Origin of the sequence: Nostoc mirabile CHAB5784 (genome assembly GCF_020829645.1) — a bacterium.
Taxonomy (GTDB): Bacteria; Cyanobacteriota; Cyanobacteriia; order Cyanobacteriales; family Nostocaceae; genus Nostoc; species Nostoc mirabile.
In genome coordinates, this window is sequence record NZ_JAIVFS010000023.1 from 1 (window position 1) to 26,841 (window position 26,841).

Annotated in this window: 24 protein-coding genes; 11 read left to right on the forward strand and 13 right to left on the reverse strand. The window is 42.7% G+C overall.

Annotated elements, in window-relative coordinates; all coding sequences use genetic code 11:
- Nucleotides 1-150 precede the first annotated feature (150 nt).
- Both LC653_RS16505 and LC653_RS16510 read right to left on the reverse strand, forming a co-directional pair.
- Nucleotides 151-870 (reverse strand): trypsin-like serine peptidase, encoded by a 720-nt coding sequence (locus tag LC653_RS16505; RefSeq protein WP_229495495.1) that lies wholly within the window; start codon nucleotides 868-870, stop codon nucleotides 151-153.
- A gap of 275 nt (nucleotides 871-1,145) precedes the next feature.
- Nucleotides 1,146-2,918 carry a tetratricopeptide repeat protein gene (locus LC653_RS16510; RefSeq protein WP_229495496.1) on the reverse strand — a complete coding sequence of 591 codons (1,773 nt, stop codon included), beginning with the start codon at nucleotides 2,916-2,918 and terminating at the stop codon, nucleotides 1,146-1,148.
- A gap of 470 nt (nucleotides 2,919-3,388) precedes the next feature.
- On the opposite strand from LC653_RS16510, the gene LC653_RS16515 reads away from it, so the two are divergent.
- The 3 genes from LC653_RS16515 (at nucleotide 3,389) to LC653_RS16525 (ending at nucleotide 4,125) form a co-directional block, all read left to right on the forward strand.
- On the forward strand, nucleotides 3,389-3,613 hold the full coding sequence (locus tag LC653_RS16515; RefSeq protein WP_229495497.1) for a hypothetical protein: 225 nt from the start codon (nucleotides 3,389-3,391) through the stop codon (nucleotides 3,611-3,613).
- Complete coding sequence (locus LC653_RS16520; protein ID WP_229495498.1) at nucleotides 3,603-3,815, forward strand: PIN domain-containing protein; 213 nt, start codon at nucleotides 3,603-3,605, stop codon at nucleotides 3,813-3,815. The genes LC653_RS16515 and LC653_RS16520 overlap by 11 nt, the downstream gene beginning before the upstream one ends.
- 73 nt (nucleotides 3,816-3,888) lie before the next feature.
- Nucleotides 3,889-4,125 carry a PIN domain-containing protein gene (locus tag LC653_RS16525; RefSeq protein WP_267923085.1) on the forward strand — a complete coding sequence of 79 codons (237 nt, stop codon included), beginning with the start codon at nucleotides 3,889-3,891 and terminating at the stop codon, nucleotides 4,123-4,125.
- A gap of 113 nt (nucleotides 4,126-4,238) precedes the next feature.
- Here LC653_RS16525 and LC653_RS16530 read toward each other — a convergent pair whose 3' ends face one another.
- A complete protein-coding gene (locus tag LC653_RS16530) occupies nucleotides 4,239-4,550 on the reverse strand; it encodes a threonine dehydratase (protein ID WP_229485548.1) in 312 nt (103 codons plus the stop codon).
- Between the two features lie 603 nt (nucleotides 4,551-5,153).
- Between LC653_RS16530 and LC653_RS16535 the strand changes: the two genes are divergently transcribed.
- Nucleotides 5,154-7,442, forward strand: coding sequence for a glycoside hydrolase family 10-like protein (locus tag LC653_RS16535; RefSeq protein WP_229495500.1), 2,289 nt, complete (start codon nucleotides 5,154-5,156; stop codon nucleotides 7,440-7,442).
- Nucleotides 7,443-7,765: 323 nt separating this feature from the next.
- Here the strand turns inward: LC653_RS16535 and LC653_RS16540 are convergent, their stop codons facing one another.
- A complete protein-coding gene (locus tag LC653_RS16540) occupies nucleotides 7,766-8,161 on the reverse strand; it encodes a hypothetical protein (RefSeq protein ID WP_229495501.1) in 396 nt (131 codons plus the stop codon).
- Between the two features lie 779 nt (nucleotides 8,162-8,940).
- Here LC653_RS16540 and LC653_RS16545 point away from each other — a divergent pair.
- Together LC653_RS16545 and LC653_RS16550 are read left to right on the forward strand one after the other, a co-directional pair.
- Complete coding sequence (locus tag LC653_RS16545) at nucleotides 8,941-9,363, forward strand: hypothetical protein (protein WP_229495502.1); 423 nt, start codon at nucleotides 8,941-8,943, stop codon at nucleotides 9,361-9,363.
- A 306-nt stretch (nucleotides 9,364-9,669) separates the two neighbouring features.
- A complete protein-coding gene (locus LC653_RS16550; protein ID WP_229495503.1) occupies nucleotides 9,670-11,073 on the forward strand; it encodes a hypothetical protein in 1,404 nt (467 codons plus the stop codon).
- A 27-nt stretch (nucleotides 11,074-11,100) separates the two neighbouring features.
- On the opposite strand, the gene LC653_RS16555 is transcribed toward LC653_RS16550, so the two are convergent.
- Nucleotides 11,101-11,322 (reverse strand): DUF3368 domain-containing protein, encoded by a 222-nt coding sequence (locus tag LC653_RS16555; protein ID WP_229495504.1) that lies wholly within the window; start codon nucleotides 11,320-11,322, stop codon nucleotides 11,101-11,103.
- Nucleotides 11,315-11,569, reverse strand: a complete 255-nt coding sequence (locus LC653_RS16560; protein WP_229495505.1) for a UPF0175 family protein — start codon at nucleotides 11,567-11,569, stop codon at nucleotides 11,315-11,317. The genes LC653_RS16555 and LC653_RS16560 overlap by 8 nt, the downstream gene beginning before the upstream one ends.
- A gap of 539 nt (nucleotides 11,570-12,108) precedes the next feature.
- Here LC653_RS16560 and LC653_RS16565 point away from each other — a divergent pair.
- Nucleotides 12,109-12,348 carry a hypothetical protein gene (locus LC653_RS16565; protein ID WP_229495506.1) on the forward strand — a complete coding sequence of 80 codons (240 nt, stop codon included), beginning with the start codon at nucleotides 12,109-12,111 and terminating at the stop codon, nucleotides 12,346-12,348.
- Nucleotides 12,349-12,663: 315 nt separating this feature from the next.
- Nucleotides 12,664-12,882, forward strand: coding sequence for a hypothetical protein (locus tag LC653_RS16570; protein WP_229495507.1), 219 nt, complete (start codon nucleotides 12,664-12,666; stop codon nucleotides 12,880-12,882).
- A 333-nt stretch (nucleotides 12,883-13,215) separates the two neighbouring features.
- Here LC653_RS16570 and LC653_RS16575 read toward each other — a convergent pair whose 3' ends face one another.
- From LC653_RS16575 to LC653_RS16585, 3 genes are all read right to left on the reverse strand, one after another.
- A complete protein-coding gene (locus tag LC653_RS16575) occupies nucleotides 13,216-15,144 on the reverse strand; it encodes an ABC-F family ATP-binding cassette domain-containing protein (RefSeq protein WP_229495508.1) in 1,929 nt (642 codons plus the stop codon).
- A gap of 70 nt (nucleotides 15,145-15,214) precedes the next feature.
- Nucleotides 15,215-15,631: a DUF1824 family protein gene (locus LC653_RS16580; RefSeq protein WP_229495509.1), complete on the reverse strand. Its 417-nt coding sequence runs from the start codon at nucleotides 15,629-15,631 to the stop codon at nucleotides 15,215-15,217.
- A gap of 297 nt (nucleotides 15,632-15,928) precedes the next feature.
- A complete protein-coding gene (locus tag LC653_RS16585) occupies nucleotides 15,929-16,804 on the reverse strand; it encodes a prohibitin family protein (protein ID WP_372478183.1) in 876 nt (291 codons plus the stop codon).
- A gap of 462 nt (nucleotides 16,805-17,266) precedes the next feature.
- Between LC653_RS16585 and LC653_RS16590 the strand changes: the two genes are divergently transcribed.
- Nucleotides 17,267-18,823: a phytoene desaturase family protein gene (locus tag LC653_RS16590; RefSeq protein WP_229495510.1), complete on the forward strand. Its 1,557-nt coding sequence runs from the start codon at nucleotides 17,267-17,269 to the stop codon at nucleotides 18,821-18,823.
- Between the two features lie 600 nt (nucleotides 18,824-19,423).
- Here LC653_RS16590 and LC653_RS16595 read toward each other — a convergent pair.
- Nucleotides 19,424-19,693 (reverse strand): hypothetical protein, encoded by a 270-nt coding sequence (locus tag LC653_RS16595; protein ID WP_100900343.1) that lies wholly within the window; start codon nucleotides 19,691-19,693, stop codon nucleotides 19,424-19,426.
- A gap of 420 nt (nucleotides 19,694-20,113) precedes the next feature.
- Between LC653_RS16595 and LC653_RS16600 the strand changes: the two genes are divergently transcribed.
- Nucleotides 20,114-21,412: a cation:proton antiporter gene (locus tag LC653_RS16600; RefSeq protein ID WP_229495511.1), complete on the forward strand. Its 1,299-nt coding sequence runs from the start codon at nucleotides 20,114-20,116 to the stop codon at nucleotides 21,410-21,412.
- A 607-nt stretch (nucleotides 21,413-22,019) separates the two neighbouring features.
- Here the strand turns inward: LC653_RS16600 and LC653_RS16605 are convergent.
- Nucleotides 22,020-22,409, reverse strand: a complete 390-nt coding sequence (locus LC653_RS16605; RefSeq protein WP_229495512.1) for a hypothetical protein — start codon at nucleotides 22,407-22,409, stop codon at nucleotides 22,020-22,022.
- Nucleotides 22,410-22,916: 507 nt separating this feature from the next.
- Nucleotides 22,917-24,023 (reverse strand): saccharopine dehydrogenase family protein, encoded by a 1,107-nt coding sequence (locus LC653_RS16610; protein ID WP_229495513.1) that lies wholly within the window; start codon nucleotides 24,021-24,023, stop codon nucleotides 22,917-22,919.
- A gap of 196 nt (nucleotides 24,024-24,219) precedes the next feature.
- Between LC653_RS16610 and LC653_RS16615 the strand changes: the two genes are divergently transcribed.
- Nucleotides 24,220-24,957 carry a class I SAM-dependent DNA methyltransferase gene (locus tag LC653_RS16615; RefSeq protein WP_229495514.1) on the forward strand — a complete coding sequence of 246 codons (738 nt, stop codon included), beginning with the start codon at nucleotides 24,220-24,222 and terminating at the stop codon, nucleotides 24,955-24,957.
- Nucleotides 24,958-25,167: 210 nt separating this feature from the next.
- Here the strand turns inward: LC653_RS16615 and crtD are convergent, their stop codons facing one another.
- The gene (gene crtD / locus LC653_RS16620; protein WP_229495515.1) at nucleotides 25,168-26,676 is read right to left on the reverse strand and encodes a C-3',4' desaturase CrtD; all 1,509 of its coding nucleotides are present in this window, start codon (nucleotides 26,674-26,676) and stop codon (nucleotides 25,168-25,170) included.
- Nucleotides 26,677-26,841 lie beyond the last annotated feature (165 nt).

Genomic DNA, 26,841 nt, shown 5'->3' on the forward strand with positions numbered 1-26,841 from the left:
AATCGTGTTGCGACTGATATTGAACAGAAGGCTTGCCTCACACTTCTTGAGACCGTCCAACTCAATCGCTTGCATGACTTTTTGCCGGAAATCATCACTCTCTTGCTTTGGCCATTGAAATGGGGTAAACGCAATTGGAACTCTTATAGTCTACGTCCTAATCTTCATGGCTATAGCTATATAAGAAGTTTCAAGACCTTTTATCTCAGGGTTGGGAAAATCGCCAGAGTAGCCGACTAAGGCGAATTTTTTTGTATCTCCAACAAGAGTAGAAGATGGTAGGGATTTCCAGCCCAAATAACCATATTTTTTACCGATAGGCTTGTTGATTTTCAAAATCGCCCAATCATTTGCGTAATCGGCTAAATTGCCATTTTTAAAGTCTGTGCCGTAATGAACGTTAGTTGCGTAAGCTACATCATTTTTACTTTTGACGACACCATTAACTAAGTTTGGCTTAAATGTGAGCTTTTGACTAACTTTTCGGGTTTCAGAGTTAACGACACAGTGAGCATTTGTCAAAACAACGTCTTCAGCAATCAACGTTCCCGTGCAACTGTAACCGCCACCATCAGCACCTATCCCCTCGATTTTACCAAAGGCTGACCAAGGGTAGTCTCTGCTAGTCATGGGAATACGGTCATCCTTTGAACCAATGATTACCCGTTCTCCAGGGAGTTCCTCTTTCTGATTTAGCACCGAAGGCTCCCCTTTTCCTTCTAGTTTAAATTCTCCGGGATTTTCAACCTTGGTAAACCTGGGTGGGGTTTGTGGTTTGGCTGAGACTGAAGCCCAAATCCCCAAAATTCCTACCCCAATTGTTGCTATGCAGGGAAGAATAAATTGTCTGGATGTAAATATGCTTTTCATGAAAAATCACTCCTGATAAATTTTGTCTCAAAGTAGTAGCGTGTCAAGCTTAAAATAGTGCATTAGACGTAGGTTGGGTGGAGCGGAGCGCAACCCAACATATATCAGGATGTTGGGTTACGCAAAGCCTCCACCCAACCTACAATTTTTTTGCTGATAAATTTTGTCTCAAAGTAGGTTGGGTTGAACTTTAGTGTTACCCAACATTTTCCGGGGTTTGTTGGGTTTCGTTCCTCAACCCAACCTACGATATTCACTTAATTACGAATTACGAATTACGAATTACGAATTAGTTCACCGCCACTCACCCAGCAGGGTAAAAGCCGACCAAGAATAGGGGCTTTGCGGATATCTATGTTTGCTTCGGTTAGTAGTTCTATTAGACCACGGGCACGAGAGCGATCGCTAACTTCCAGTGCCAATCCATCGTATCCTTTTGATGGGTCTTTTTTGTGCAGTTGCATCAAAAGGTCGGTGTAGAACTTGTAGTAGCCTTGGACTGAGGCAAAGTAAGAAGCGCGTAGTTCTTTGTTAGCTATTTTGGTGCGTAAATCTTCAATGATTTCAATAGCTGCTTGAATATGTGTTTGGGCTTGTTGTAGATTACTGCGATCGCGTTCTAGTAAAGCCATGTTAAAAAGGGTGATGGCTTCCTCTCCCTTGTCCTCCACTGCACGGTGTATGGGTAAAGCTTGGTTAAAGTATTTGAGTGCTTCTTGCTTTTCTCCTAATAAGAAGTAGACTGAGCCAATACCGGTGAGGGTGGTGGCTTCTATTCGCCTGTCCCCCACTGCACGGAGTATGGGTAAAGCTTGGTTTAAGTATTTGAGCGCTTCTTGCTTTTCTCCTAAATGGGAGTAGACTAAGCCAATATTTTTGAGGGTGCCGGCTTCCCTTTGCTTGTCCTCCACTGCACGGAATATGGGTAAAGCTTGGTTGTAGTATTTGAGCGCTTCTTGCTTTTCTCCTAAATCGGAGTAGACACTGCCAATATTGTTGAGGGTAGTGGCTTCAGCTCCCCTGTCTCTCACTGCACGGAGTATGGGTAAAGCTTGGTTTAAGTATTTGAGCGCTTCTTGCTTTTCTCCTAAATCGGAGTAGACACTGCCAATATTGTTGAAGGTGCCGGCTTCCCCTCGCTTGTCCTCCACTGCACGGTATATAGGTAAAGCTTGGTTGTAGTATTTGAGCGCTTCTTGCTTTTCCCCTAAATCGGAGTAGACTAAGCCAATATTGTTGAGGGTGACGGCTTCCCCTTGCTTGTCCTCCACTGCACGGCGTATGGGTAAAGCTTGGTTTAAGTATTTGAGCACTTCTTGCTTTTCTCCTAAATCGGAGTAGACTAAGCCAATATTGTTGAGGGTGAAGGCTTCCCCTCGCTTGTCCTCCACTGCACGGTATATAGGTAAAGCTTGGTTGTAGTATTTGAGCGCTTCTTGCTTTTCTCCTAAATCGGAGTAGACTAAGCCAATACGAACGAGGGTGATGGCGACTTCCCCTTGCTTGTCCTCCACTGCACGGTATATGGGTAAAGCTTGGTTGAAGTATTTGAGCGCTTCCTGCTTTTTCCCTAATGAGTCGTAGACTAAGCCAATACCAAGGAGGGTGGTGGCTTCCCCTCCCCTTTCCTCCACCGCACGGAGTATGGGTAAAGCTTGGTTGAAGTATTTGAGTGCTTCTTGCTTTTCTCCTAATGAGTTGTAGACATAGCCAATACCAAGAAGGGTGAGGGCTTCCCAGCGTTTATCATCAACTTGTTGCCAAAGCTTCAGCGCTTCTTGCCATTTGCCAATCGCCTGTCGCAGTGATTCTCCTGTCCCTTGTTTCTGAAGCTGCATCCCCTCTTGAAAAACCCGTTTTGCAGCAGCGCGAGTGGCATTTTGTTGAGTGGTTGCTGGCTGCTGTGCTATCTGCCACCCTCGGTTTTTCGGTGTCGCCCCCACAGCATCAGCAAGCATTACTGCACTCAGCAATAAAGTTAAACTGTAGCGGGTCAATTTTGGTAGAAACCACCAGCAAACTCGTTGAGACTTTGCACTTCTCTTCATTCTTTAGCCTCACAGCCTCAATCAGTGATTATTTACAGCCCTATCCCGTCGGCATCAATTCCGATGATTAATAAATTATTTAATTGTTGCCAGTAATATTCCTGAAACTTTATGTTGATTTTATAAGTGCAGCTAGCGGACTCATCTGTGGTTTCTGTTTTGGTAACAGATTTTTTTAGGGGCTGGGGCGTGTTTTCAAAGTCTTAGATCCCCCCAACCCCCCTTAAAAAGGGGGGCAAAAACTTATCAAAGTCCCCCTTAAAAAGGGGGATTTAGGGGGATCTAAAAAGTTAGGAGGCTAAAGCAGTAGTTTGAAAACAGGCCCTAGAGATAGCAGGGAATGAGAATAGGATTTATCGTGAGGCACAAGAAGCTCGACTTTTCAAAAAAGTCGGGGATCTGGGGATGTGATTGAGCAATGTTCGCTCTACAAAATTTAGAATAAGATGAGGTTTACTAATTCTTAGGTAATGGAAGTTTTAAAACTTACAACTAAAATCGATGAATCAGGATATTTAAATCTTAATATTCCAACGCAGTTAGCGGCGGTTGAAGTAGAAATTGTAGTTGTTTTGAATCCAGTTTCGTCAGAGTCAAAGCAGCAACCTAGTTATGATTTCTCTGATTTGGTGGGGCGATTAACTTGGCAAGGAGATGCGGTAGCAATGCAGAGGAATCTACGCGATGAGTGGTAATCGCTACGTGTTGGATACGAATGCGATCGCGGCTCTGCTTCAAGGAAGTTCTCAGCTTATTCAATTACTCCAAGATGCTCATTGGATTGGAGTTTCAGTTATTAGCAAAATTGAATTTATCGCGTTTTCTGGGCTGAGTCAAGAGGATCGTCAGCTTTTTGAGCAGTTTTTGCAACGAGTTGAGGCAATACGGTTCGGTTAAGATCCCCCCGCCGACGGCGACCCCCTTAAAAAGGGGGTAAATAGGAAACAAAGCCCCCCAATTTATCGGGGGGTTGGGGGGATCTTCGAGGAATAAACACGTTAAACGAACCGTATTGCGAGTTGAGGTTGTCAATTTAGTGGCGAGTGATGCTGTTTTGATTAAGAAAATCATTGAAATTCGCCAGCAATATCGGTTGAAACTACCAGATGCAATTATTGCAGCAATGGCGATCCAAAATTCAGCAAGTTTGGTAACTGCCGATCAAGAGTTTGCGAAGGTAACAATTTTAACAGTAATTAATTGGTAGCCTCCTGAGTCAGCAGTCAACGCTAATTGAGATGATCTTACCCTGACAAAGCGATGCCTACGGCAAGCTTTGCTAACGCATTACTAAGATCACCCTCCAATTGATGGCTTTTGTTAATTCTTTTTCACATCACGAGCCATATTGAGAAAGTAGTCGTCAATTTTGGCATTAGAACGACGGCGGGTAGTGGCGGAAATTTTAGGAGTGTTATCCTGATTCGTTTCACTTGGCTCTTTTGCAGAAGCTTGTTTTATACCTTGCTGCTGATCAGATTCCAAGAAATAACCAGAGCTATTGAATCCAAACAGGTTGCCAAAAAAACCAAAGAAATTTCCGAAAAAATTAGAAACACTTTGGAATAAAACACCAAACAAGCCTTGAATCCGAATGAACAAGTTCCGAACAGTTTGAGTTAGACGAAACATAACAGCACCCTCTATGATTGCCTATTATCATTGTGACTTAATTTCAAAAAGAGAAATGCTGCTATAGCGGTTCCCACTCAGATGCGGTACAAAATTATATCGCAAGGTGTAGGGAACATGCCGTGCCCCTACGGGTGTACCTCACGTAAGCGAGAACCGCTATATGCAAAAAATTTACCAGGCGTAGGCGTGATACCATTTTGGATTTTGGATTTTAGATTTTGGATTGGAAACCGCTTAGTGTATCTGGGTTTTCTCTGTCCATCTGTCAGAATCATTTTTAAAATTGGTATGAGAGCAGCGCAAATATATTACGGCTTACGTCGTTGCATATTTGCGGGATGATTTTGCTAGTTTTGTGGGATGGGCATCTTGCCCGTCCCTTGTATTTCAGGGCGGGCGAGACGCCCACCCTACAAGAATCATCCCTTGATTCAGCAACGCCCGGCTTACATTTGAAACATTTCTATTTGGCACTACTAACCCTATAACTGCGTCAACTATCTTGCAGCTAAATTACTGTATCACTTTTCCTGATGCAGCAATTTAACGTTGATATGGAATGAAATATAACCAATTAACCTCATTTAGTAAGCAGAAGTAATGACAACTCAGTTCTGGGAAAAAAGCATAAAAATTAATGCTACTCTAACCAACTTACTATTTAAACCTGTACGTAGAGGCTTACTCTTACTACGCAAAGCGTCTAGTAGAGTTGCGGCTAGTCGCCAGACATCGCCTTTGATTCATCAAGGTTGGTGGCTTTTAAGGAAGCGTCTGCTGCCATTATTATGTCTGATATCATTCGTTGCGGTATTGCTACTCAACACTTTTGCCCCTACCGTTGCTCAACTACCTCCTCAACCTCGTCAAGAAATTCGGGGGGTGTGGCTGAGTGGTAACGATTTTAGCGTTTTCCGAAATCGCTCAAAGGTGCAAGCAGCCATGAGCCAACTGCGGCAGTTAAACTTTAACACTGTTTATCCAGTAGTGTGGAACGATGGCTATACACATTACCCCAGTGCCATCATGCAAAAAAAGGGTATTCCCTTTTTCTTCAAGGGAACAGATGGACAAGATGTGATTGCAGACATTATCACCCAAGCCCGCAGAGAAGGGTTACTAGCAATACCTTGGTTTGAATTTGGTTTCATGGTTCCTCTAACTTCGGAACTCGCATCAGAGCATCCAGATTGGCTGACACAAAAGCCGGATGGGACTCAAACTTCAATTAGTGCTGCGGGTGAAGTAGCGTGGTTGAATCCGTTTCACCCGGAAGTGCAAAAGTTTATCACTGAACTCGTGATGGAAGTCATTACTCAATACGATGCTGATGGCGTTCAATTTGACGACCACATGAGTTTACCTGTAGATTTTGGTTACGATAAATACACAATTAGTCTATATACTCAAGAAACTGGCAATCCTCCCCCACCCAATCCCCAAGCCCAAGCATGGATAAAATGGCGGGCAGATAAAATCACTGCATTCATGGTAGACCTTCACCAAACCGTGAAAGCTAGAAAACCGAATGCTATTTTCTCAGTTTCTCCTAATTATTATGATTTCGCCTACAAGCTGCAACTGCAAGACTGGCTCAACTGGGTACGGTTGGGTATTGTCGATGAGTTAGTCATGCAAGTATACCGTAATGATTTAGAAAGTTTTATCGCTCAAATTACCCGCCCAGAAATTTTAGAAACAAAACAAGTCATCCCAACTGGTATCGGTATTATGGCGGGATTGCGAAATCGCCCAGTTTCCATGCCACAAATCCAATCCCAGGTAGAAGCAGCGCAACAACGCGGTTTAGGTAGCGGCTTTTTCTACTACGAAAGCCTTTGGGATATCGCGCCTGAACCAGCAGCGCAACGACAGTCAGCATTTGCGGCTCTTTTTCCCAATTCAGCGTTGCGCGACATCTCTCAAAATACACCCCGTAAGCCAACTTTTGATACCATATCCCTACCTTTATACACAAAACCTTCCCTCGGTCAACGGGTTCGCGGCTATTTTCTAGAAATAGCGATCGCAGGTGGTCAACCAAAGCGTATCTTATTAGATACAGGTTCAGCAGGGCTGAGAGTTCCCAAAGAGTTTTTAGGTAATGCCCCTATTCGCAGAACCGGACAAAATATCAAGGAAGTATTAAGTGATGGTACTATCCTAGAGGGAGAATTAGTTTATACTAACATCCGGTTTGGTTTGCTTCCCGCCGCAGAACCCGTTCCGGTACAGATTGTTACTAGTCGCCAATGTACTGCCCAAAAGCCTAATTGTTCAGCAAAGAGTGGTGTGCCATTTTCCGGTATTATCGGTGTCAACTATTTTGAAAAGTCACTTCTCTATAATCCGTTAAGAAAATTACCAGGAAATCTAAGTAACGGATTTATCGTGATTGGAAATGGTGGTAGTAACAAGAATGGCAGTTTAATCCTCGGTTTGACTGCCAATAATCAAGCAGATTTCAAAATGGCTGCTTGGAGTAAACAAAGCGAAATTAATGGTGTACCCGGTAACAGATGGGACTCTCGACTGAGCAAAGTTTGTTTAACTCTTGCTGGAAGTTCTGCTAAAAATTCTTGTAATGGCACAATGATCACTGATACTGGAACTATTAATGGTTTGACTCAATTCAAGTCAGCTTCTACAGTAGGTAAACTCAAACCGGGAGTATTGCGCTCAACAAATGTTTTGAAAGTAACAATAAATAGCATTTTTGATTACAGCCTGACACCAGGAACCCGCGACGGATTTAATCGCTGGAATTTGAGTATCTCACCGCAAGCAGAACTTCCTATATTTGTAAATACTGGTATTGCATTTTTTGATAAATACGATGTACTTTTTGACCAAGTTAATGGAAGACAGGGTTTTCGCAGTCGGCGGTAATATTATGTCCGCATAGATTAACCACGATCATTACACCCCACCCCCAACCCCTAAGAGCCTGCGGGGAGGGGAGACAAAGCACAGCTTTGGCGGGGTGGGGTTCTTCGCGTTTAATAAGTAATCAAGCGGACATCATATAATATCATGTCCGCATAGATAGTTATGCTAACCACGATCATTACACCCCACCCCCAACCCCTCCCCGCAGGCGGGGAGGGGAGACAAAGCACAGCTTTGGCGGGGTGGGGTTCTTCGCGTTTAATAAGTAATCAAGCGGACATCATATAATATCATGTCCGCATAGATAGTTACGCTAACCACGATCATGCAGTTTTAGCATTCTCATCTGATGCTTGCTCTGTAACATTTTTGAAGCGGCTTGACCTGATTTTGCGGATGCGATCGCTATTGCGAACACCACCCGCCATCTCATACTCACGGCTGTCTTTGCCGTACTTGATAGCAACCACCATCAGCATCTTTTCAGAAAGCTGACTCAAGTTTTTTTCCATCTCTTCAATTTCAGTTTTAGAAGAGTCAACCACAGACAGAGCAGTATTATAAACATCAATTGTGTTACGTAACTGATCAATTGACTCAATCAGTTTTTCCAGACTATAGTTTTCATCAAATTTGATGCTTGGAACAATAGATTTCAGTCCGGCGGATCTTAACTGAGCTTTTTCTAAAATGCGAGATGTGCGTTTGAGACGGGACATAAATTTATTTCTCTAAGATATTTCTAGAGCTAGCTTGCCTCAGTTAAACCGGATTCCGGCTCAGGGTAACTCACAATTTTTTTAATAAACTTTTCAGGTGATACCAGTAATTTCCCAGTATCTCACCACTAGATGTTGATTTTTATAGGAATACTTATTTAAGTTTCATAAAAGTTTTAAGGGAAACCGCTCCCGTGAACCCGAAGACCGCTCCCGTGAACCCGAAGACCGCTCCCGTGAACCCGAAGACCGCTCCCGTGAACCCGAAGACCGCTCCCGTGAACCCGAAGACCGCTCCCGTGAACCCGAAGACCGCTCCCGTGAACCCGAAGACCGCTCCCGTGAACCCGAAGACCGCTTCAGTTTGTTGGGGAGTGCGTAACGTAAACGCAAAACGGCTTGTTGATGGAGAGCAAGTAAATGCTGTGATTACAAAAGACAAGCAGATAGCTTAAAAGTTAGGAATTAATGTACTCGTCTCAAAAATTTGCTTAACTGTCTTAACTGTCCTTGCATCTTGAATGGCGATCGCTAGATAATACAAGCATCTGTTCAAAAAAGCTGACAGCCAATTAATAAAACAATCGGAGGTAGAGTTTATGAAAAAACTAATCAAACAAATCATTTGTAGTTTTATAGCGATTGTAACAATCATAGGGTTTACAACGGCTAGTGCCAAGTGTAGGTAATGATACAGCCAATTATGTAATTGTTGCGCTCGATATATGAAGATGAACTAAGTCCTGAGTTAATTGATATGTATCTAGGGAGGCAGAAAAATGGATCTTGATAATCTAGCTAAAATTTCCAAATCTCGTTTGGAAATCATTCAACTACATCAGTTTCAACAACCCATTTACTGTTGCAATGTCACTGCAATTGCCTATGCCTTTACCGCATTGGGATATCTGACAACTGTTGATGAAATTTTCTATGCAACCCAACTGCCGATCGCATCGGTTTTAGATGATGGCATGACGTTAGCAGAAACCTACGATACCTGTCGAACTTACCTTGAAAAAAAAGGAATACCCCTGTCTATTCGGATAGAGCATTTTGATAAACCGAGTATGACGCTCGAAGCATTCATCCGTGAAGTTGAAGCCGCCGTTTGTGATGAAACTGATGTCCACATTCTTAACTTCAATACCCGTATTGCCCATGAAAATCCAAGTTTAGAAGGTGGTCACTTCTCCTTATGAGCAGACTATGATCCGAAAACTCAAGAAATAACCATTGCAGATACAAATCCTAAACGGTATACTCGGTTTTGGAAATGCCTAATCAAGCTTCTATATGCCGCTTGCGTAGATAAAGATTCCTCATCGAATCGCTCTCGTGGCATGATCGTGCTTCGCAGGCAAGAGAAAGCCAATCTAGCAGGTAACGGAGTGGTTCATCCATCCGAAATCGCCTTGAACGCTCTCCATTCTGAATAAGTACTTAGAATCACAGTCAACCATTTTTAAAATAACCTCTGAAACATAACTAACAACATTTATTTAATCATGGTTGAATCTATTAAATCTGCTCAAGCTCATCACAATCAAACTCTAAGAGCCGAATGGCGCTTAACTTCTGGTTACTTACATCCAGGCTATACAGATTTTGAATCTGCACATATTCTGTTAGGTCGCTTTTTAGCAGATAGAACATCTGTTGATCCACTTTCTGAAAAAGAACTTTTTGCGCCTGACGAAATTTTTGAATGGGGACATGGAAAGCCATTAGAGAAGGTGATTAATTCCAGAGCAGATTTGGATTTTTTGCTGTTACATCCTAATTTATTACGCAAATCAATAGTCATTATTGAGCCGTGGTCACATGTAGGCATTAATAGCCTTGGTGAAGAAGTTCGCGCTTCCAAAAATGTAGCTTATATTGCTCAGAAAGTGGCTGATATGGACTCAATACTGTTTCCAGTTTGGTCTACTGGAATTATTGACCCAGAATTAGTCGTTGGGGCAATTAGCTCTGGTTATGCAGTAGTGGTGGAAGGAGGCGACCCATCAGTTTATGATGCATCGACTTGGACAAGCCCAGCTTGCCCACGAGAAGATATGTTTGCGTTAGTAGAAAAATTATTGATTTCGCGATCGCCTACTAGCGCTCCTGCTATCTTTATTTGTGTAGGACATCAGCTTGCTGCACAATGTCATATACGGCTGATTCAACGAGCAGTTAAACAAGTCCTGGGTACAACATCTCTAGAACGTGACAGTGAGGCTAAAGCACTCAATTCACTGCAAGAGGTTGCAGAACGGATTGCAACGATGGGTAAAACACTTCAAGTCAAAAAGCGTGATGGACGAAGAGTTGCTGATAGCTGGAATGATGAGCATTTTGCAGTGACACTTAATGAGTCAAAGGAAGTTGGCGATCGCGTATTGTTACCTTACCAGTCGCTTGACGGTAAAGTTGCAGGAATTCCTTGGGAATTGATTCATGCTCATGATGTCACATCAGATGCCCATGAAGGTGTAATTGATACGACAATTCAATATGAGCGCGAAGTGTCAATTTCAATGTTTCACTCAGATGAAGTTAACGAAGAGGCAATACTATTTGCTAACTGGGCTTATCGTAGTATTCATGATGCTATTGTTCCCTATAGACACATTGTAGCTAGCGGCCCTCTGTCATGGCTGATCCAATTACCTGACTCTGTAGAAATTTTATGTTCTACAGAGGTTGATCAAGAGATAGTCACAGAATGTTCAGCTACTTGTATCAATTATAAAGACTTTGAAACTAAAAAAATTCGTCGTTCTTTCACTTGCCAGTTTCATCCAGAGTTGTTATCAGACTTACGTGCGATCGGCAATAGAGAAGTTCCTTCTTATTCAAGATTAAAAGCAGATGACGGAGTACGCTTATTTGTTAGGCTGTTATATGCAGGAATGCAAGATTGATCGGAAAGTTATAATTGCTGCTCAAGCTTAGGACGCTCTAAAACCAACCTGAATCAGTTGTTCAAAAATCGGTTTAGCGGCTTCTACCTTACCTTCCCGTTTTGCAAGCAGAATAACACCGAGAGTTCCCCGCACCGGAATTTCTAAAGCAAGTGCTGCGGTTTTGGCGGCGCGATCGAGCAAATGAACTTGGTTAATCTTAGTCAGCACAATCAATGGAGAAGCATTTACAACCCATTGTCTAGTCACGCGCTAACTCCTGGGCTAATTCTTCAGGAGTTACTTGAAAAGGTGAAACATTATAGCAATCGAGTGCTTCTAGGAATTGGTGACGGCTAACTCCGGCAATTTCAGCAGCCTTAGATTGGGAAAGCATACCAACTTCATACCATTTGACAGCAGCCGCTAAACGCATCTCTTGAACAAACGTTTCTGGGTTACTGCGGAGTGCTGAAAAAACATCATTTGGAAGTTCGATGTTAATTTGTATAGTCATAAATTCAGTATTATTTATGGAGAGCTAATAGCGTGGTCAACAATAACAATGAAATACTATTACTAACATAGGTTGACAGAGAAGAGTTAGAAGGCGTTGTGCATGTGTTAGCAAATGTAACTAACCTCCCTATTGAAGGGCAAGAATATACGATGATGACGAGAACGAAGCCAAAGATAATCCCTGGCGATCGCTCATCGAGAGTCTAGACAATTTCTCTGATGATTTTATGGCTAATTGCGATCGGCCACTCATCGACTCCAGAGAGAGTTTGTAAATGCGATACCTGCTTGATACCATTGTAGGCGATGCCTACGGCGGTAAACTACGCAGTTTATGAGAGATAGTTAGTAGGGTGTTGTAGAAGTGCGATCGCACGTTAGGCAAATCCAATTGCTGCGCTGCACCCCACAAGCCTGAAGTTTAGATGCATTTGCCCTGAAACACAACCCAAAAACTTTGGGCTTAACAAAAATATAACTGTTAAAATCAGCATAATGGTGTCAAAATGCGAAAAAAATACACCCAAAAGGATAAAAATGCCAGCTATTGTTAAATTACAACTCTCCTTAGAAACTTTAGCAGAAGCAATATCTTCCCTTGATTTAACAGAAAAACGTCAACTTCAAGAACTAATTGAGCAACAAATTTTTGAAGCGGAAGAAGCGTTGTACGAAGACGATGCAGAAACACTGGCAGAAATTCAAACAATTCGCGCTGAGTATAAAGATGGTGAGTCCGTGACTCTAGATGAATATCTTGCTAACTGGTCAAATTAGAGATAATGTAAAAAATTTCGGAGAACAAGTTTTGACAACTATTACCGATATTGGCACACTGATTAACCATAGCTGAAGCTAGGACGGAACTGGAGCGTTTAGAAGGTTTGTTCTTGATACTTGAAGATGTACCTGAGATTTATCCAGAGTGGAAGCGATTAATTTTACAGTATGAGGTAGTGGGGGTAAATGTCCACGATGCTAGGCTTGTAGCCTCAATGTTTGTCAACTAACTATGGTTAGTTGTCATTGATCTGCTAAATATTATAAAGTTTACTAAGTAAACACAAATTTTCATTACTTGGTAAAGTATTTATGATTACAAAAATTGCTGATTTGCAAGAGGATTTGTTTGAAGAACTGAGTGATGCTGATTCAATGGCAATGGTAGGCGGAACTGGTAGTGCAACTGGGTTCCTGGAGTCAACATATAACAATGCTACGGTTACGGTAGCAAAGTTGGGTGACACACAAGGTGATGCGCGAGACCAACTGTTGAAAGACACGGGCAATTTCTTATTTGGTGGCAAATAATATTACAACGCGGTTAGCAGCAATTGCTAAAATGAAGTGGTAGGGTGTGTTAGCCGAAACGCCGTAACGCACCCTACTTGGATATTTTTTTTAATTGAAATCTCTTATTGTCCAATAACGAAGTCCGCCTGCGCGGACTCAAGGAATTTGAAACCCACGGAGGTGGGTTTTGTCTGTATAGCCAAGCCAGTGCGTTGGGGAGCCAGCGCGGTCTTCTCCCAAAGGGAGAGGCTAGCGCCAAGGGGGTTCCCCCCATGAGCGACTGGCGTCGGCTCCGCCGACTTGAAGCACCTGGCGTGCGAATTCCATTCGCCAGGGCTTTTGAAATATCTTCTAAGACTCCATCTCTGCCAATTCTAACCACCGTTCAGTCGCCACATTGATCGCTTGCTTGAGCTTTTCCACATGATCATACAATTTCTGCACTTGGCTATAATTCCCCGGTGAGACATTCGCTAGTGTTTTCTCGGTTTCTGCTTTCTCAGCCTCTAACTGGGCAATTTTACCTTCCAACTGCTCAAATTCCTTTTTTTCCCAATTGGATAACCTCCGCCGCTTGGTATTCTCTACATCCTTGGGTGAAGCCGCACCATTTTGGACTTCGGTATTTTTCGGCTTCTCCTTACTATTAGCAGCTTGTTGCTGTGCTTCTTCAGCCTTCTTATAATCCAGATAAATAGAGTAATTACCTGGATATTGCCGGAGATTACCGCCTTCCTCAAAAGAAAATACTGTGTCGATTGTGCGATCGAGAAAGTAGCGATCGTGAGAAACTACAATTACACACCCGACAAAATCCTCTAAATAATCCTCTAATACTGCCAATGTCTGAACATCTAAATCATTCGTCGGTTCATCTAAAATCAACACATTGGGCGCACTCATCAAAACCCGCAACAGAAATAAACGGCGTTTTTCACCACCAGAAAGTTTATTAATTGGGGCATACTGTTGATTACCAGGAAACAAAAACCGCTCCAACATTTGAGAAGCAGTAATTTGAGTACCATCGGTAATTTTGATAAATTCTCCTTCTTCTTTGATGTAGTCAATCACGCGCTGATTTTCGTTTAAGGCTGTGAGCAATTCTTCAGAATGCTGGTCAAAATAACCGATGTGAATTGTAGTACCAATTTCTGCAATGCCGGAATCTGGCTTAATCTGACCAGTAATAATATCCATTAAAGTGGATTTACCAGCACCATTAGCGCCGATAATACCGATGCGGTCTTCTGGACTGAATTCGTAGGTGAAACTATTAATCAGGGTGCGTCCATTGTAGGCTTTAGAAATGTTATTTAATTCAATGACTTTTTTGCCAATGCGACGACCAACTGTAGAAATATCAACTTTACCCTGAACTTGTTTAAATTCAGTATCCCGCAGAGCATGAGCGCGGTCAATTCTCGCTTTTTGCTTGGTACTTCTGGCTTTCGGCCCTTTTTTGAGCCATTCTAACTCGCGCCGCAACAAGCCTTGGTGTTTACGTTGAGTACTTACGGCAGATTCTTCAGCTAAAGCTTTCTTTTCGAGGTAATATGAATAGTTACCTGAATAAGTGTAAATGTCGCCTCGGTCAATTTCAATGATCCGATTGGTAACGCGATCTAGAAAATAGCGATCGTGAGTGATCAGAAAAAGTGCGCCGCGATAGCGATTTAAATAACTTTGTAACCATTCTACAGAAAGAGCATCCAGATGGTTTGTCGGCTCATCCATGAGCAAAACATCTGGTTCTGCTAGCAACGCTGATGCTAAAGCAATACGCTTGCGATAGCCTCCAGACAAAGTGCCTATCTTGGCCTCAAAGTCAGAAATTCCTAATTTGGTGAGGATGATTTTAGCATTAGTCTCTAATTCCCAAGCACCACTTGTATCCATCCGTTGCATCACCACAGAAAGGCGAGACATCAGTTGGCTATCATCTGGATAGTGAGCCAATTTATCTGAGAGTTCTTCATACTCACGCACCAAAGCCATGTGTTCGCCACTATCGGCGAAAACTTGCTCTAAAACTGTGTGATTCTCATCTAAATCTGGCAACTGGGGTAAGTAGATAATTCTAGAACCAGAGTTGACTAAAATCTGACCACTATCAATCGATTCTAACCCGGCGATCATTTTTAATAGGGTTGATTTTCCAGAACCGTTAGTACCAATTAAGCCAACTTTATCGGTAGCATCGAGGCTAAAGCTAGCATCTTTTAAAATTTCTTTGATGCCAAAGTCTTTTTTTACTGATTGGAGTGTAATAATACTCATAAGATTTAGTAGTTTTTCATTAATTATTAGTTAGTAGGTAAGGTATTACCCTACCTACATTCGCTGAATTCTATACAAATAAATCCAAGGGGAGATGTCCATACATTTCGTTGATTCCGTCTTCGTGGTAAGACTGACAAGACACTAATACGCCACGATGATGTCCAGGATATGAATCGAGATAACACAAGCCATTTTTACCATTTAATTTGATATAAACTGGGCCAACAGGAGTCAGTAAATTGTCTGGTGGTTCATAACCCAAAGCCAGAGAATAAGTCTTCATGGCCAGTATTCCTTCTTCTGCTGTATCAGCACAAATTCCTAAAATTTGATAATCAGCAAGTTTGGTCATCAAAATTAAGGCACTACGAATTACTGATTTTTCTGATGGCTTGAGGACAGGCGCAATATCTAGACAGTTGAATTTATTCAGTAATTTTTTTGCTTCTTCAGCAGTAAGATTCTGAGGATTGGGGGTTGACATAAAGTTCAATTATTGTCTGGTTGGTTTTTCTGTTATGTTGAAGTTGGGACTAGTGCCGCAAGGCGTAATTCGTAATTCGTAATTCGTAATTCGTAATTCGTAATTCGTAATTATGATTGCGTAAGGGTTCTAGACATTTGAAATAGGTGGTTTATTTCCACTGTGCTGTACTAGTGCCGCAAGGCGGAAGTCAAAAGTTAAAAGGCTTTAATTTTTGGCTTTATGGCTGTAATGAAATGGTAGGTTTATTTCCGCCGACTTGTACTAGCCCAACTTACTAAATATTATTTACTCAAATTATGGTTGATTTTGGACATTCCCAAGGTTGTATATGAAGGGGACGCCGCTTTTTGAGTCACCACCCATAACGAGGACTTTGGGCATCTGAGCGCCGCCGCTCCTCCAAGCTTCAATTGCTTCTTTTTGCAGAACTAATTGTCCTCCTTGGGCTTTGAGTGTCTCTGCTAAGAGTCTTTGAGCTTCTGCCCTACCTTTAGCGCGATTCACATCTGCTTGTGCTTCTTGTTCTGCTTCCCGTGCTACATAAACGGCTCTTTGCGCCCGTTGTTCAGCAATTTGTTTTTCTTCCACTGCTCTGGCAAATTCTGGTGAGAATGCTAAATCAACTACGCTAGTATCTAACACAATTATCCCATATTTGTCTAAGCGATCGCCTAGCGCTTGATCAAAGTCTTCTTTCAACTCACTTCTTTTGGTAATTGCTTCTTCTACTGTTCTTCTAGCTGCTGCAATTTTAAATGCTTCTTGGGTCTGGGGTGCAATGATTTTTGATACAATATTTTCTAAGGTTCCTTGTTTCCTTCTAACTTCAACTACCTGTATGGGATCGAGGCGAAAGTTGATTGCAAATCTCGCAGATAAATTTTGCAAATCTTTAGTAGAACTCTCTGCTGGCACTTCAAATTTTTGCACCGTCAAATCATACACATCTATCACTGAGATAAAAGGCGGTTTTACGTGAATTCCTTCCAATAATGCCCCATCTCTCGCTTTACCCAAGATGCTGATCACTCCTGCTTGTCCTGGGTTAATAATGATAAAGGAATTTAGTCCCAGAATCACTAGTGTTGCTAACACAATTCCTAAAACTGTGCTTTGCCAATTTCCAAATTGCTGATTTTTCAAATTCTTCTCTCCATGTGAGTTAGTCATTAGTCATTAGTCATTAGTCGTTAGTCATGAAGAGTTATTATCGGAAATCAAAGGGTTTAAGACCCCAACCATTACACGTAGTATCATTTTCAGTCGGGGTTTAAATCCCCTTATGTAAATGTCTAAAATGTTTGAATTTTGTTAGCGCAGCGTTAGCGAGTCCGCGAGCGTCATTTTGAATTTTGAATTGTTAATTTGCTCCTTGTCTTCCTTCTCTAGTCCCCAGTCCCTAGCCCCTAGTGCTGGGTAAAAAGTTTTACTTTGGCTTGGGTAAACCTAGCTACTAGTTTAAGCTTCTCATTAGTCTGTGTGAATCAACCCTTTAATTTCAAGAACGCGGCACTGGCGGTTTATGTCCATCATTTGTGATGATATTAACTAATTAGAGCGGTTTATGGATGGAGGAGCGAATGATATTATCCAAGTTTCCCCAACTGTTTTAGTTTATTGTTGCAAACAGATATGCAAGTTACAGATGTAGTTGTCATTGGTAGCGGTATTGGCGGTTTGAGTTGTGCTGCTGTTTTGGCACGGTATGGCTTTGATGTGATAGTCTGCGAAAGCCACTCCATTGCTGGAGGCGCTGCCCATGCTTTTGAACGCAATGGTTTCAAATTTGACTCGGGCCCGTCCCTTTACTCTGGACTGTCTTACAGCCCCTCTGCTAACCCTCTGCGGCAAGTGTTAGATGCAATTGGCTCGGAATTACCATGCCTAACCTATAATACTTGGGGTTGTTGTGTACCAGAAGGCGATTTTGACACGTCAGTTGGTGCAAAGCAATTTTGTGAAGTGCTGATGAAATTCCGTGGACATGATGCTGTAGCCGAATGGCAAGAACTCCAGCGCGTTATGGAACCATTCGCTAGTGCAGCAACTTCCATACCATCGGCGGCATTACGCTTTGACTTTGGTGCAGCTAGAACTGTCGGCCCATTTATCCCATCTCTGACAAAAAATCTGGCGAATATAATTAAGCTGACGGGCCCCTTTAGCCGGATTATGGATGGCGTTGTTAAAGATCCTTTTACCCGAAATTGGCTTAATTTGCTGTGTTTCCTACTTTCTGGATTGCCCGCAGATGGCACTAGCGCCGCAGAGGTAGGATTTATGTTTGCCGAGTGGTATCGTCCAGATGCAATACTTGAATATCCCATTGGTGGTAGTGGTGCTTTAGTTGACACCCTTGTACAAGGATTGGAGCGTCATGGCGGGAAGCTGATTCTAGGCGCTCATGTGGAAGAAGTGCTTGTAGAAGGTAATCGTGCGGTGGGTGTGCGTCTGCGCGATCGCCAAGAAATTCGGGCGCGTCGGGCAGTAATTTCTAATGCATCGGTTTGGGACACACTTAAGTTACTACCAGAAAAGGCAGTACCCAAACAGTACCGCGTTAAACGACAAGCAACACCTGAGTGTGATAGCTTTATGCATCTACATTTAGGCATTGATGCTCAAGGATTACAGTCAAATTTGCGGTGTCATTACATCGTGGTTAATGACTGGGAATTGGGCATAACAGCACCTCAGAATGTTGTGGTGATATCAATTCCTTCAATTCTTGATCCATCTTTAGCGCCACCAGGTAAGCACGTAATTCATGTTTATACTCCTGGTAATGAACCATACTCTATCTGGCAGGGAATGGATAGAAGGAACCAAGAATACGCCGAACAAAAGCGATCGCGTGCATCCGTAATGTGGCAAGCGCTAGAGCGAATCATTCCAGATATTCGCTCTCGTTGCGAAGTCACACTTGTTGGTACGCCTCTAACTCACGAGCGTTATCTCCGCCGTCACCAAGGTTCCTACGGCCCAGCAATTCAGGCTGGAAGTGGTATGTTTCCTGGGCCTAGCACACCTTTAGCAGGGCTGATGTGCTGTGGAGACTCGACATTTCCCGGCATTGGTTTACCAGCAGTCGCCGCCAGTGGGCTGATTGCTGCAAATACTCTTGCACCTGTTAATAAGCATTTAGCCATGCTTCAAGATATAGCAACCATCCAGTCTATTAGGACATAAACTAGAAGTATTATCATTACCTACTCTCATTTGATTTGCTATGGCTAAACCCTATAGTTACGACTTCCGCTCTTATGGTGATCCAATCCATCGAGTTAGATGGATTGAAGAAAAGCAAAGCCATTGACATCCTCACCGCCCTAAAAGGGACGGTGAAACTCTTGCAATCAAACAACCGTAATTGTTCGTATTCTAGTCGGGTTGACAGTTCACCGGGAACAGCCGAAATCTCGGTCTTACACTCCCTCCGTGTCCGTTTAGAGTCGTGGATATGCCCATACGTGTCAACTTAACGTAAAAGCCATGTCCCGCAAGGAACTAAAGTTCCTTGCTAATAGCGAAAGTCATCTCTTGATGACTAAATAATCCGAAAAATCTTTAGTCTACTTTAGTAGACTTTAGCTATTAGCCTAGAACTTTAGTTCCAGGCGGGCGAGTCAGCTAACAGTTAAGCTACTTTTAGCTTAAGTTGACACCAATGGGATATGCCCTACCCCGACTTTTTGTATATTTTTTGCTGATATCAGACTCAAGTCTGCGGCTACACGAAGTCAGCCTGCTTATGCAGGCTTTATTTTTTGCTAAACTCTGCACTTTAGCTCAAGCCGCTTCCCGTAGTTGTGGTTGTGAGGGCACACTCACCTCTGGAAATGAAAGCGAGAGTTGTTCGGCTTGAGGGACTGCGGCTTGCTCCAAAACTTGAACTTCGATATTCACGCTCACTAAATAACTGCCTGTATCAGCACCAACCGCTTCAGCAATTAATTTGGCAATGTCTGGGCGTTTGGCAGTCAACGGGTCACGTAAAATACACCGATCCCATTCATGCTTGGCAGTCGGATTGAGGTTGAGAATGTAATGCTTCATCATCGAACTAACCCTTGAATCCATCTTCCAGAAGGTTTTCACAGAGCCGTTATATATTTGGCTAGGCTTTGTGAACGCTATCTATATTATAGTATATTTGTACTAAATTCGGCGATATCTGAATGAGAAAGTAGGGAATATAGACCATTCCTAGGAGCGTACAGGTGTGTATTAGCCATATTCCCGTGCTACATCCCATTGTTTTAGAGGCTGTGTTTTAATCCAGACGCGAATAATCAAAGCGGGATGCCTACGGTGGGCAAAGCCAACGCCACATTTATTTATTCCCTTCTTCTCAAATTTGGTAGCGGGTGTGAATCCCCAATCCCCAATTCAAGAAAATCTTCCCATAGGTAACTTCTAAGATCAAGCTATTACAACTATGCTTACAAAGTAACGCCTAATTTGTATATAAATCGCTATATGGTAGATATCTATATTATTAACTTATTTGTGATTGGTCTACTTCTGCTGATGGTCACATTAGGGTCAGGTTGGATTGCTCGTTTACCTCTTTCTTTTGCCCTTATCTATCTAGTAGTTGGTATTTTGCTAGGCCCTTACGTCTTTGGGCTGATTCAATTACGTCGAGATGAAGTTTTTAATGCCGAAGTGCTGCAAAAAATAACAGAACTTGTAGTAATTATTTCTGTGTTTGGCTGCGGCTTAAAAATTGTTCGTCCTCTAAGCTTGGGGGCTTGGGATATTACAGCCCGATTGATTGTATTTCTGATGCCAATTTCAATTTTGGCTCTGGCTGTTGTGGGTAAATTGTTTTTAGGGATGAATTGGGCAGAAGCGATTTTATTAGGAGCAATTCTTGCACCTACCGATCCAGTATTAGCATCAGAGGTACAACTGACCGATACAAATGACCAAGATGAGTTGAGGTTTGGTTTAACTTCTGAAGGTGGGTTAAATGATGCTTTAGCTTTTCCCTTCGTTTATTTTGGCCTTCATGCATTAAAAGATGATAACTGGGATAACTGGTTTAAACAGTGGATTGCGGTTGATTTAATTTGGGCGATCGCAGCTGGCATTGTTATGGGAATTGTTGTTGCAAAATCTTTAATTTGGATTGAACAAAAACTTCAAAAACGCCGTCGTGCCGATCAGTTGATGGAAGACTTTATTGCTATCAGCACAATTCTAATAACTTATTCCTTAACAGAAATGGTGAATGGCTATGGATTTTTAGCAGTATTTGTTGCTGGGTTAGTTGTTCAACGCAGTTACAAAAATCATCAAAAACCGCTAGCACAATTGGAATTTGTTGAAAAAGTTGAAAAGCTGCTGGAAGTTGGGACAATTTTACTATTGGGTTCAATATTATTATTCCAGCCAATGCTCAACTATGCTACGCAATCTTTATTAGTGATAATTTTATTATTCTTTATAATCCGACCTGTAGGAGTTTGGATTAGCACAATAGGCAAACGTCCTGTAGACTCACACCGCCGAACCTTTCATCCAGGAACTAGGTGGTTGATTGGATGGTTTGGTATTCGCGGTGTCGGCTCTTTATATTATCTCGCCTATGCGTTTGGTCATGGCTTAAAAGGTGAACCTGCTGAACAAATTGCTTGGATAACTTACACTACGATTGTAGCTTCTGTGATTATACATGGCATTAGTGCAACTCCATTAATGAAGTTGTATGAGCGCAATATTGCTAATCAGAGAAACGCTACTCCTCCCGCCACAATAGATGAATTTGAGTAAAAACAATTTTTTTTTGTAGGGTGTGTTATGTCAAAGGCTAACGCACCTTAAATTAGACCTCTTGCAAAAGTCCCTAACCTAGCACCCCACCCCAACGATTTGTAAATCTGATTGGATTATTGCTTGACTTTTCCTTGCAAAAGTCCCTAACCTAGCACCCCACCGCAACCCATAGGTGTAAACTTAACGTAAAAGCTATGTCCCGCAAGGAACTGAAGTTCCTTGGCTTTTAGCGAAAGTCTTCTGTTGATGACTAAATATAGCCAAAAATCTTTAGTCTACTTCAGTAGACTTTAGCTAAAAGCCAAAGAACTTTAGTTCTAGGCGGTTGAGTCAAGCCGAAAGTTTTGCTATTTTTAGCTTAAGTTGACACCAATGACCGCAACCCCTCCCCGCAAGCAGGAGGGGAGACAAAGCGTAGCTTTGACTCTTTGGGGTTCAAATTGTTTGATTTATGCAAAAGGTCTATTGTTGAAGATGCCGTACTCTCAGCGATAACACACCTTACAATTTAATTTTCTAAACCTGTAACTCAAAACCGGAGAGAGCTTTGAATCTTACTCCCCAACGCTAGTAAGGAAGGGGTTGGGGGTTAGGCATATATTTCCTATTTACCTGTCACCTTTTCAATAACTTCTTTCGCTTTCTCACCAAAACTTTCTGGGGGATTTTGTTCTTGTTCAGCCTTCAAATTCCTTTCGTAAGTCTTCTCTATAGTATTAAGGTTTTTTGAATCTTTTATTGCTTGCTCATAAGCTTCTTGTCGTTCTTCTTCTTGAACGCCAACACCAGGGTCAAATTCGTTAGCACGATTAATTTTTTCTTCAGAATTTGGTTTATAGTCTGGCGGTACTAGCTTTAATTCTTCAAGAGTAGTTGCATAACTAGCTTGCTGAACGAAAATTAAAGAACCTGACAAGCTAATGAAAATTATTAAACCAATAACCAAAAAGCTTGAACGTAATGCTTGTTTTAAAGTTAATAAAATTTTTTGCACGAAAAACTCCTCCTGTTGTTCTGTTATAAGCCTTGGTCAATGCCGGAGGCAGGGGAGCAGGGAGCAGGGAGCAGGGGGGAGGATTGGACGGAGCTTGTACTCCGACCAATCCAGAGCGGACAAAGAAGGACGGGGCTTGATACCCATGTTCCGCTCCACTCCACGGCTCCAGGGCAGGGCTTGCTCCCCCCTGCTCCCTGCCCCCTGCCCCTCCGCCTCTTTGGTCATGTATAAATATATTCAATATTTCAGGCTCACAGGCATCCTAAATGTTTAGGTACAGTTTTTACTTCTACCGCAAGGTATATTAATTTTTACCTCTAGTAGGGGCGTACAAATGTACGTCCCTACCTCTGTATCTGAATATTTCCTAAAATCGGATGAAATTCTCACCTAGTACAGCGCGGCGTAAATCAAGCTACCATTTGAAATAAGCAAAAGCCTTGATATACAAAACTTTTGACTTCCGCCTTGCGGTATCAGTGTGCTTAACCCAAGCGTATTAAGCTATAACCAACTGTGATTAATTTTAATTCCTCGACTTTGCATTGCCTCTTCAAATAAATCTGTTGTTAGCGCTTCTTCCACAGCAAAAACACCTGGTTTCTTGAGCTTACCTTCTAACAATAATTGGGCAATACTACCTGTGCCGCAACCAGAAGCTACGGCTGTATTTTCATGCACTACAGTTGAACAATAAACGGCGGTTTCACCATTTTTTTGTCCTGTAACTTCTGAACGAACTGCTACACCAATCCCAGTAAAATTATTAGTGACATCTGTCATCGAATGGCTGACATGAGACAGAAATTCAATCATGTAACGACGCTGCATTAACCACTTGGGAAAAATATGTGCCGCAATCCAAGTTAGGTGATTGTAAAAATCGGGAACAGAGCCAAACTTAGTAATTACAGTTTTTACTGATGGGAAAGCTTTCGGCAGTGTAAAGGTTTCTGGCATATCAAACCAGTAAACTCCGGTGCGTCCATAAGGAGGTGGAAACTCAATTACTTCTCTTTCACTATAAGGCTTGATTATCTCCCATTTTCCATCTATCCAAGTCTCAAAAGGATACTGCAACCCAAGAAAAGTTGTCCGCATCACTGTAATGCCAGCACCACCAGAACCGGAAACTAAATAACTTAAATGAATCTTTTCTGGTTGATCAAATTGTTCAACTCCCTGACGTACCATGCTGTTAGAAATACCAGGAAAAATGCCAGTATTAATAATTGCCGTCACACCAGCAGCAGCAGCTTGTTCACTAAAATTGAGAGCTTTGCTGGTATAAGAACGATGGTCACTGACATCTACATAATTAACGCCTTGAGCAATACAGGTTTCGAGAACATTAGTATCTCGATAGTGAAATGGCCCAGCACAGTGGATGACTAAGTTAGAGTTTGCGATCGCATCTTGCAACTTGTCAACTTCTGCCAAGTCCAATACCAAAAACTGCACTTGTCCTCCCGAAGACAAGCTAACAGCCTTCCCAAACTCCGCAGAACGTCCAGTAATCGTAATTTGTGCCTGCGTATGGGTAGCGAGATCCTGAGCAACAGTGCTACCAATCCGCCCCCGTCCACCAAGAATTAAAACGCTGTCTGTCATTACTCCAGATTAGCTATACTAATTTTATTTCACCAGTTTTCTGTCCCCTTTGTCATCAGTTACAGGTATGACTTGCCTTTAAATCAAGGCAGAGTTTTCAATTACAGTTAAATTGCTCCCCATACTAACCTGTATTCATTGTTGATCTGCTAATATGTCAATGATGTCATCAGCGTACTGTAAAGGAACAGCACGTATGGAGCAGACAGGCCCAAATTTCTATGATGATGAGGCGGTTTTTGCAACCTACATGCGCCATCGTCAACGTATAGATACACCGAACGATACGCTTGAAAAGCCAGTGATGATGGATCTCATTCGACCCATTACTGGTAAACGTATCCTCGATTTGGGGTGTGGCGATGCGGCGATTGGGCGAGAATTCCTTGATCGCGGCGCTGCGAGCTACACTGGTATCGAAGGCTCACACAAGATGGCTGCCGTCGCAACCAAGACACTTGCTGACACGGATGGTCAGATCATTGAGCAGACGATTGAGAACTGGATGTATCCACACGCAGCATTTGATCTAGTTATTGCGCGACTCTCCCTGCATTATGTCGCTGATTTAGTACCAATTTGCACCCAGATATTCCACACACTCACACCTACGGGACTCTTTGTTTTTTCGGTCGAGCATCCTGTAATCACTTCTTCTGACGCTGGATGGACTTCTGGGACGCTCCGCCAAGATTGGATTGTCGATAACTATTTTACAACCGGACTGCGAGTTACGGATTGGCTCGGCGGCACGGTGCAAAAGTATCACCGCACGGTGGAAGACTATTTTCATCTGCTCAATGCAGATGGATTTATCATTGAGGATTTGCGTGAAGCGTGTCCGCAACGCAAACACTTTCAAGACGTGCAAACCTATGAGCGACGAAAGCGTATTCCTCTGTTTTTGATATTCGCAGCACGCAAGCCTGGATAGCACAAGCGCATCAATACTGCGTAGGTTTTGCCTGAAAAATAAAAATGTGTAGGTTGGGGAGCCACTGCGTTGGGCGGGTTTCCCGACTTGAAGCAAGTGGCGTTTGAGGAACGAAACCCAACAAACCCCGCAAAATGTTGGGTTTCGCAAAGCCTCAACCCAACCTACGAATATTCTTAACCGAGCAGTATTGACAAGCGCATCTAATTTTTAGGCTTCAATTTGCCTAACTACCGTTAGCGCCGAATAACTCACCCCAGCAGTACCTTCCCCTGGATGGGTGGAGTCACCAACTAACCACAGATGCTGGATGGGTGTACGATTGGCGAACCCAAAGGGGCCAAAGGTGGGAATTCTTTGACCTATACCGCCAACTATACCGCGATCGCGGGCTGTAAAATAGGCAAAAGTGCGCGGTGTTGCGGCTTCTTGATGAATAATAGTTTCTGGTTTGAGATAGAAGTATTGGGCAAGATGAGCGATCGCTTCTTGGGTAAACTTTTCTTTTAGTCCTTCATAATCATCAGTCTGCCACCACTGTGCAGGATCGACAAATGAAGAAGCAATAATTGTCGCTTTCCCATCCGGTGCGCGGCCGTCTCCAGGATGACTAACAGAAACAAATAGGGAATTATTCTCGCCAATGGGGCCATTGACATCGTACATAAATTGTAGGTGGGGAGGGCATTCAGCCGGAATCGCGCTGGCATCTACACCCAAATACACCATAAACGCGCCCGATGCTTGGGGCAGTTTTTCCACGCGGTTTTTATATCCAGATGGCGCTTGTTCTCCCAATAATTGCACCAAGTTTTGCACGGTGACATTCGTAACTATGTGGTCGGCGGCTTCTGTCCAGACTTCGCCAGTTTTCTGATTTCTAATAACTACAGCAGTAGCTTTGCCGTTTTCTACTTTGATTTGTTCAACAGTGTGGCGCATCAACAATTTGCCGCCATCTCTTTCTAAGGATTGTACCAGGCGATCGCTTAATACTTGCATACTTCCCTGGAGGTGAAACAATCCTTGGGGCAGTTGGGATACACTCAACGCTGTGGCTGCATAAAGTAATGCTGTCTGTTCTGCATCTACCTGGGAGTATAGCTTTAGTTGCAAATCTAAAAAAGTTCTCAGTCGTTGATCATTACCCAGTCCACATAACCGTAAAGCATCTCCTACCGTAAACAAAGTGAAGGGTACGGTAATTAATGTACTAGGACGCACAGCTTGCGCTAGTTGCCACAAATCCCATAAATTACGTGGTGGTAGCACCGGATCGCGTCCTTGAAATTCCCAACTGGCATTAAACAAAGTTGCCATCAATTGCCAAAACGGTTCGCTACCAGGAAACTGTTTTTGTCGTTCCTCTTGCCATTTCTCTTGGTCGCGCCAGACATTAATCGGTGTGCTTTCCCCAGGTAAATACACCGCACAAGCAGGGTCACAAGGCGTTGCTTGTGGTAAATCTATTGACAATTCTGAGAAAATGCGGTGGTGAATTCCCCCTGGTTCCAACCCCGCCACCTGAGTTGCGCCCACATCAAAGGTAAATCCCTGCCGTTTAAACGTCGAAGCACAGCCTCCTGGTACGAGGGCTTGATCCAAAATTAAAACGCTGTAACCTCTATGAGCTAATAATGCTCCAGCAGTCAGTCCACCTATTCCCGCACCGATAACGACGACATGAGATTTACTTTTGTCAAGAGTAATGCTGGACATTGATTAGTTTATTTAAAATTCTTAATACTTTTATTTATAATTTTACCTTACTCTCTAAGTTGAATGGGGTGCGATTTCTCAGTTGATACAATACAGACCTAACCCCCAACCCCTTCCTTACTAGGGTTGGGGAGTAAGATTTAAAGCCTCTCTCCTTTTAGGAGC

Excerpts from the sequence above, each read along its gene's own strand:
- LC653_RS16520 (WP_229495498.1), top strand. The coding sequence starts at position 3,603 with ATGAGTGGTAATCGCTACGTGTTGGATACGAATGCGATCGCGGCTCTG.
- LC653_RS16595 (WP_100900343.1), bottom strand. The coding sequence starts at position 19,693 with ATGATGAAGCATTACATTCTCAACCTCAATCCGACTGCCAAGCATGAA.
- LC653_RS16505 (WP_229495495.1), bottom strand. The coding sequence starts at position 870 with ATGAAAAGCATATTTACATCCAGACAATTTATTCTTCCCTGCATAGCA.
- LC653_RS16590 (WP_229495510.1), top strand. The coding sequence starts at position 17,267 with ATGCAAGTTACAGATGTAGTTGTCATTGGTAGCGGTATTGGCGGTTTG.
- LC653_RS16585 (WP_372478183.1), bottom strand. The coding sequence starts at position 16,804 with ATGACTAACTCACATGGAGAGAAGAATTTGAAAAATCAGCAATTTGGA.
- LC653_RS16540 (WP_229495501.1), bottom strand. The coding sequence starts at position 8,161 with ATGTCCCGTCTCAAACGCACATCTCGCATTTTAGAAAAAGCTCAGTTA.
- LC653_RS16535 (WP_229495500.1), top strand. The coding sequence starts at position 5,154 with ATGACAACTCAGTTCTGGGAAAAAAGCATAAAAATTAATGCTACTCTA.
- LC653_RS16610 (WP_229495513.1), bottom strand. The coding sequence starts at position 24,023 with ATGACAGACAGCGTTTTAATTCTTGGTGGACGGGGGCGGATTGGTAGC.
- crtD (WP_229495515.1), bottom strand. The coding sequence starts at position 26,676 with ATGTCCAGCATTACTCTTGACAAAAGTAAATCTCATGTCGTCGTTATC.
- LC653_RS16550 (WP_229495503.1), top strand. The coding sequence starts at position 9,670 with ATGGTTGAATCTATTAAATCTGCTCAAGCTCATCACAATCAAACTCTA.
- LC653_RS16600 (WP_229495511.1), top strand. The coding sequence starts at position 20,114 with ATGGTAGATATCTATATTATTAACTTATTTGTGATTGGTCTACTTCTG.
- LC653_RS16515 (WP_229495497.1), top strand. The coding sequence starts at position 3,389 with ATGGAAGTTTTAAAACTTACAACTAAAATCGATGAATCAGGATATTTA.
- LC653_RS16570 (WP_229495507.1), top strand. The coding sequence starts at position 12,664 with ATGATTACAAAAATTGCTGATTTGCAAGAGGATTTGTTTGAAGAACTG.
- LC653_RS16560 (WP_229495505.1), bottom strand. The coding sequence starts at position 11,569 with ATGACTATACAAATTAACATCGAACTTCCAAATGATGTTTTTTCAGCA.
- LC653_RS16545 (WP_229495502.1), top strand. The coding sequence starts at position 8,941 with ATGGATCTTGATAATCTAGCTAAAATTTCCAAATCTCGTTTGGAAATC.
- LC653_RS16510 (WP_229495496.1), bottom strand. The coding sequence starts at position 2,918 with ATGAAGAGAAGTGCAAAGTCTCAACGAGTTTGCTGGTGGTTTCTACCA.
- LC653_RS16530 (WP_229485548.1), bottom strand. The coding sequence starts at position 4,550 with ATGTTTCGTCTAACTCAAACTGTTCGGAACTTGTTCATTCGGATTCAA.
- LC653_RS16565 (WP_229495506.1), top strand. The coding sequence starts at position 12,109 with ATGCCAGCTATTGTTAAATTACAACTCTCCTTAGAAACTTTAGCAGAA.
- LC653_RS16575 (WP_229495508.1), bottom strand. The coding sequence starts at position 15,144 with ATGAGTATTATTACACTCCAATCAGTAAAAAAAGACTTTGGCATCAAA.
- LC653_RS16615 (WP_229495514.1), top strand. The coding sequence starts at position 24,220 with ATGGAGCAGACAGGCCCAAATTTCTATGATGATGAGGCGGTTTTTGCA.
- LC653_RS16580 (WP_229495509.1), bottom strand. The coding sequence starts at position 15,631 with ATGTCAACCCCCAATCCTCAGAATCTTACTGCTGAAGAAGCAAAAAAA.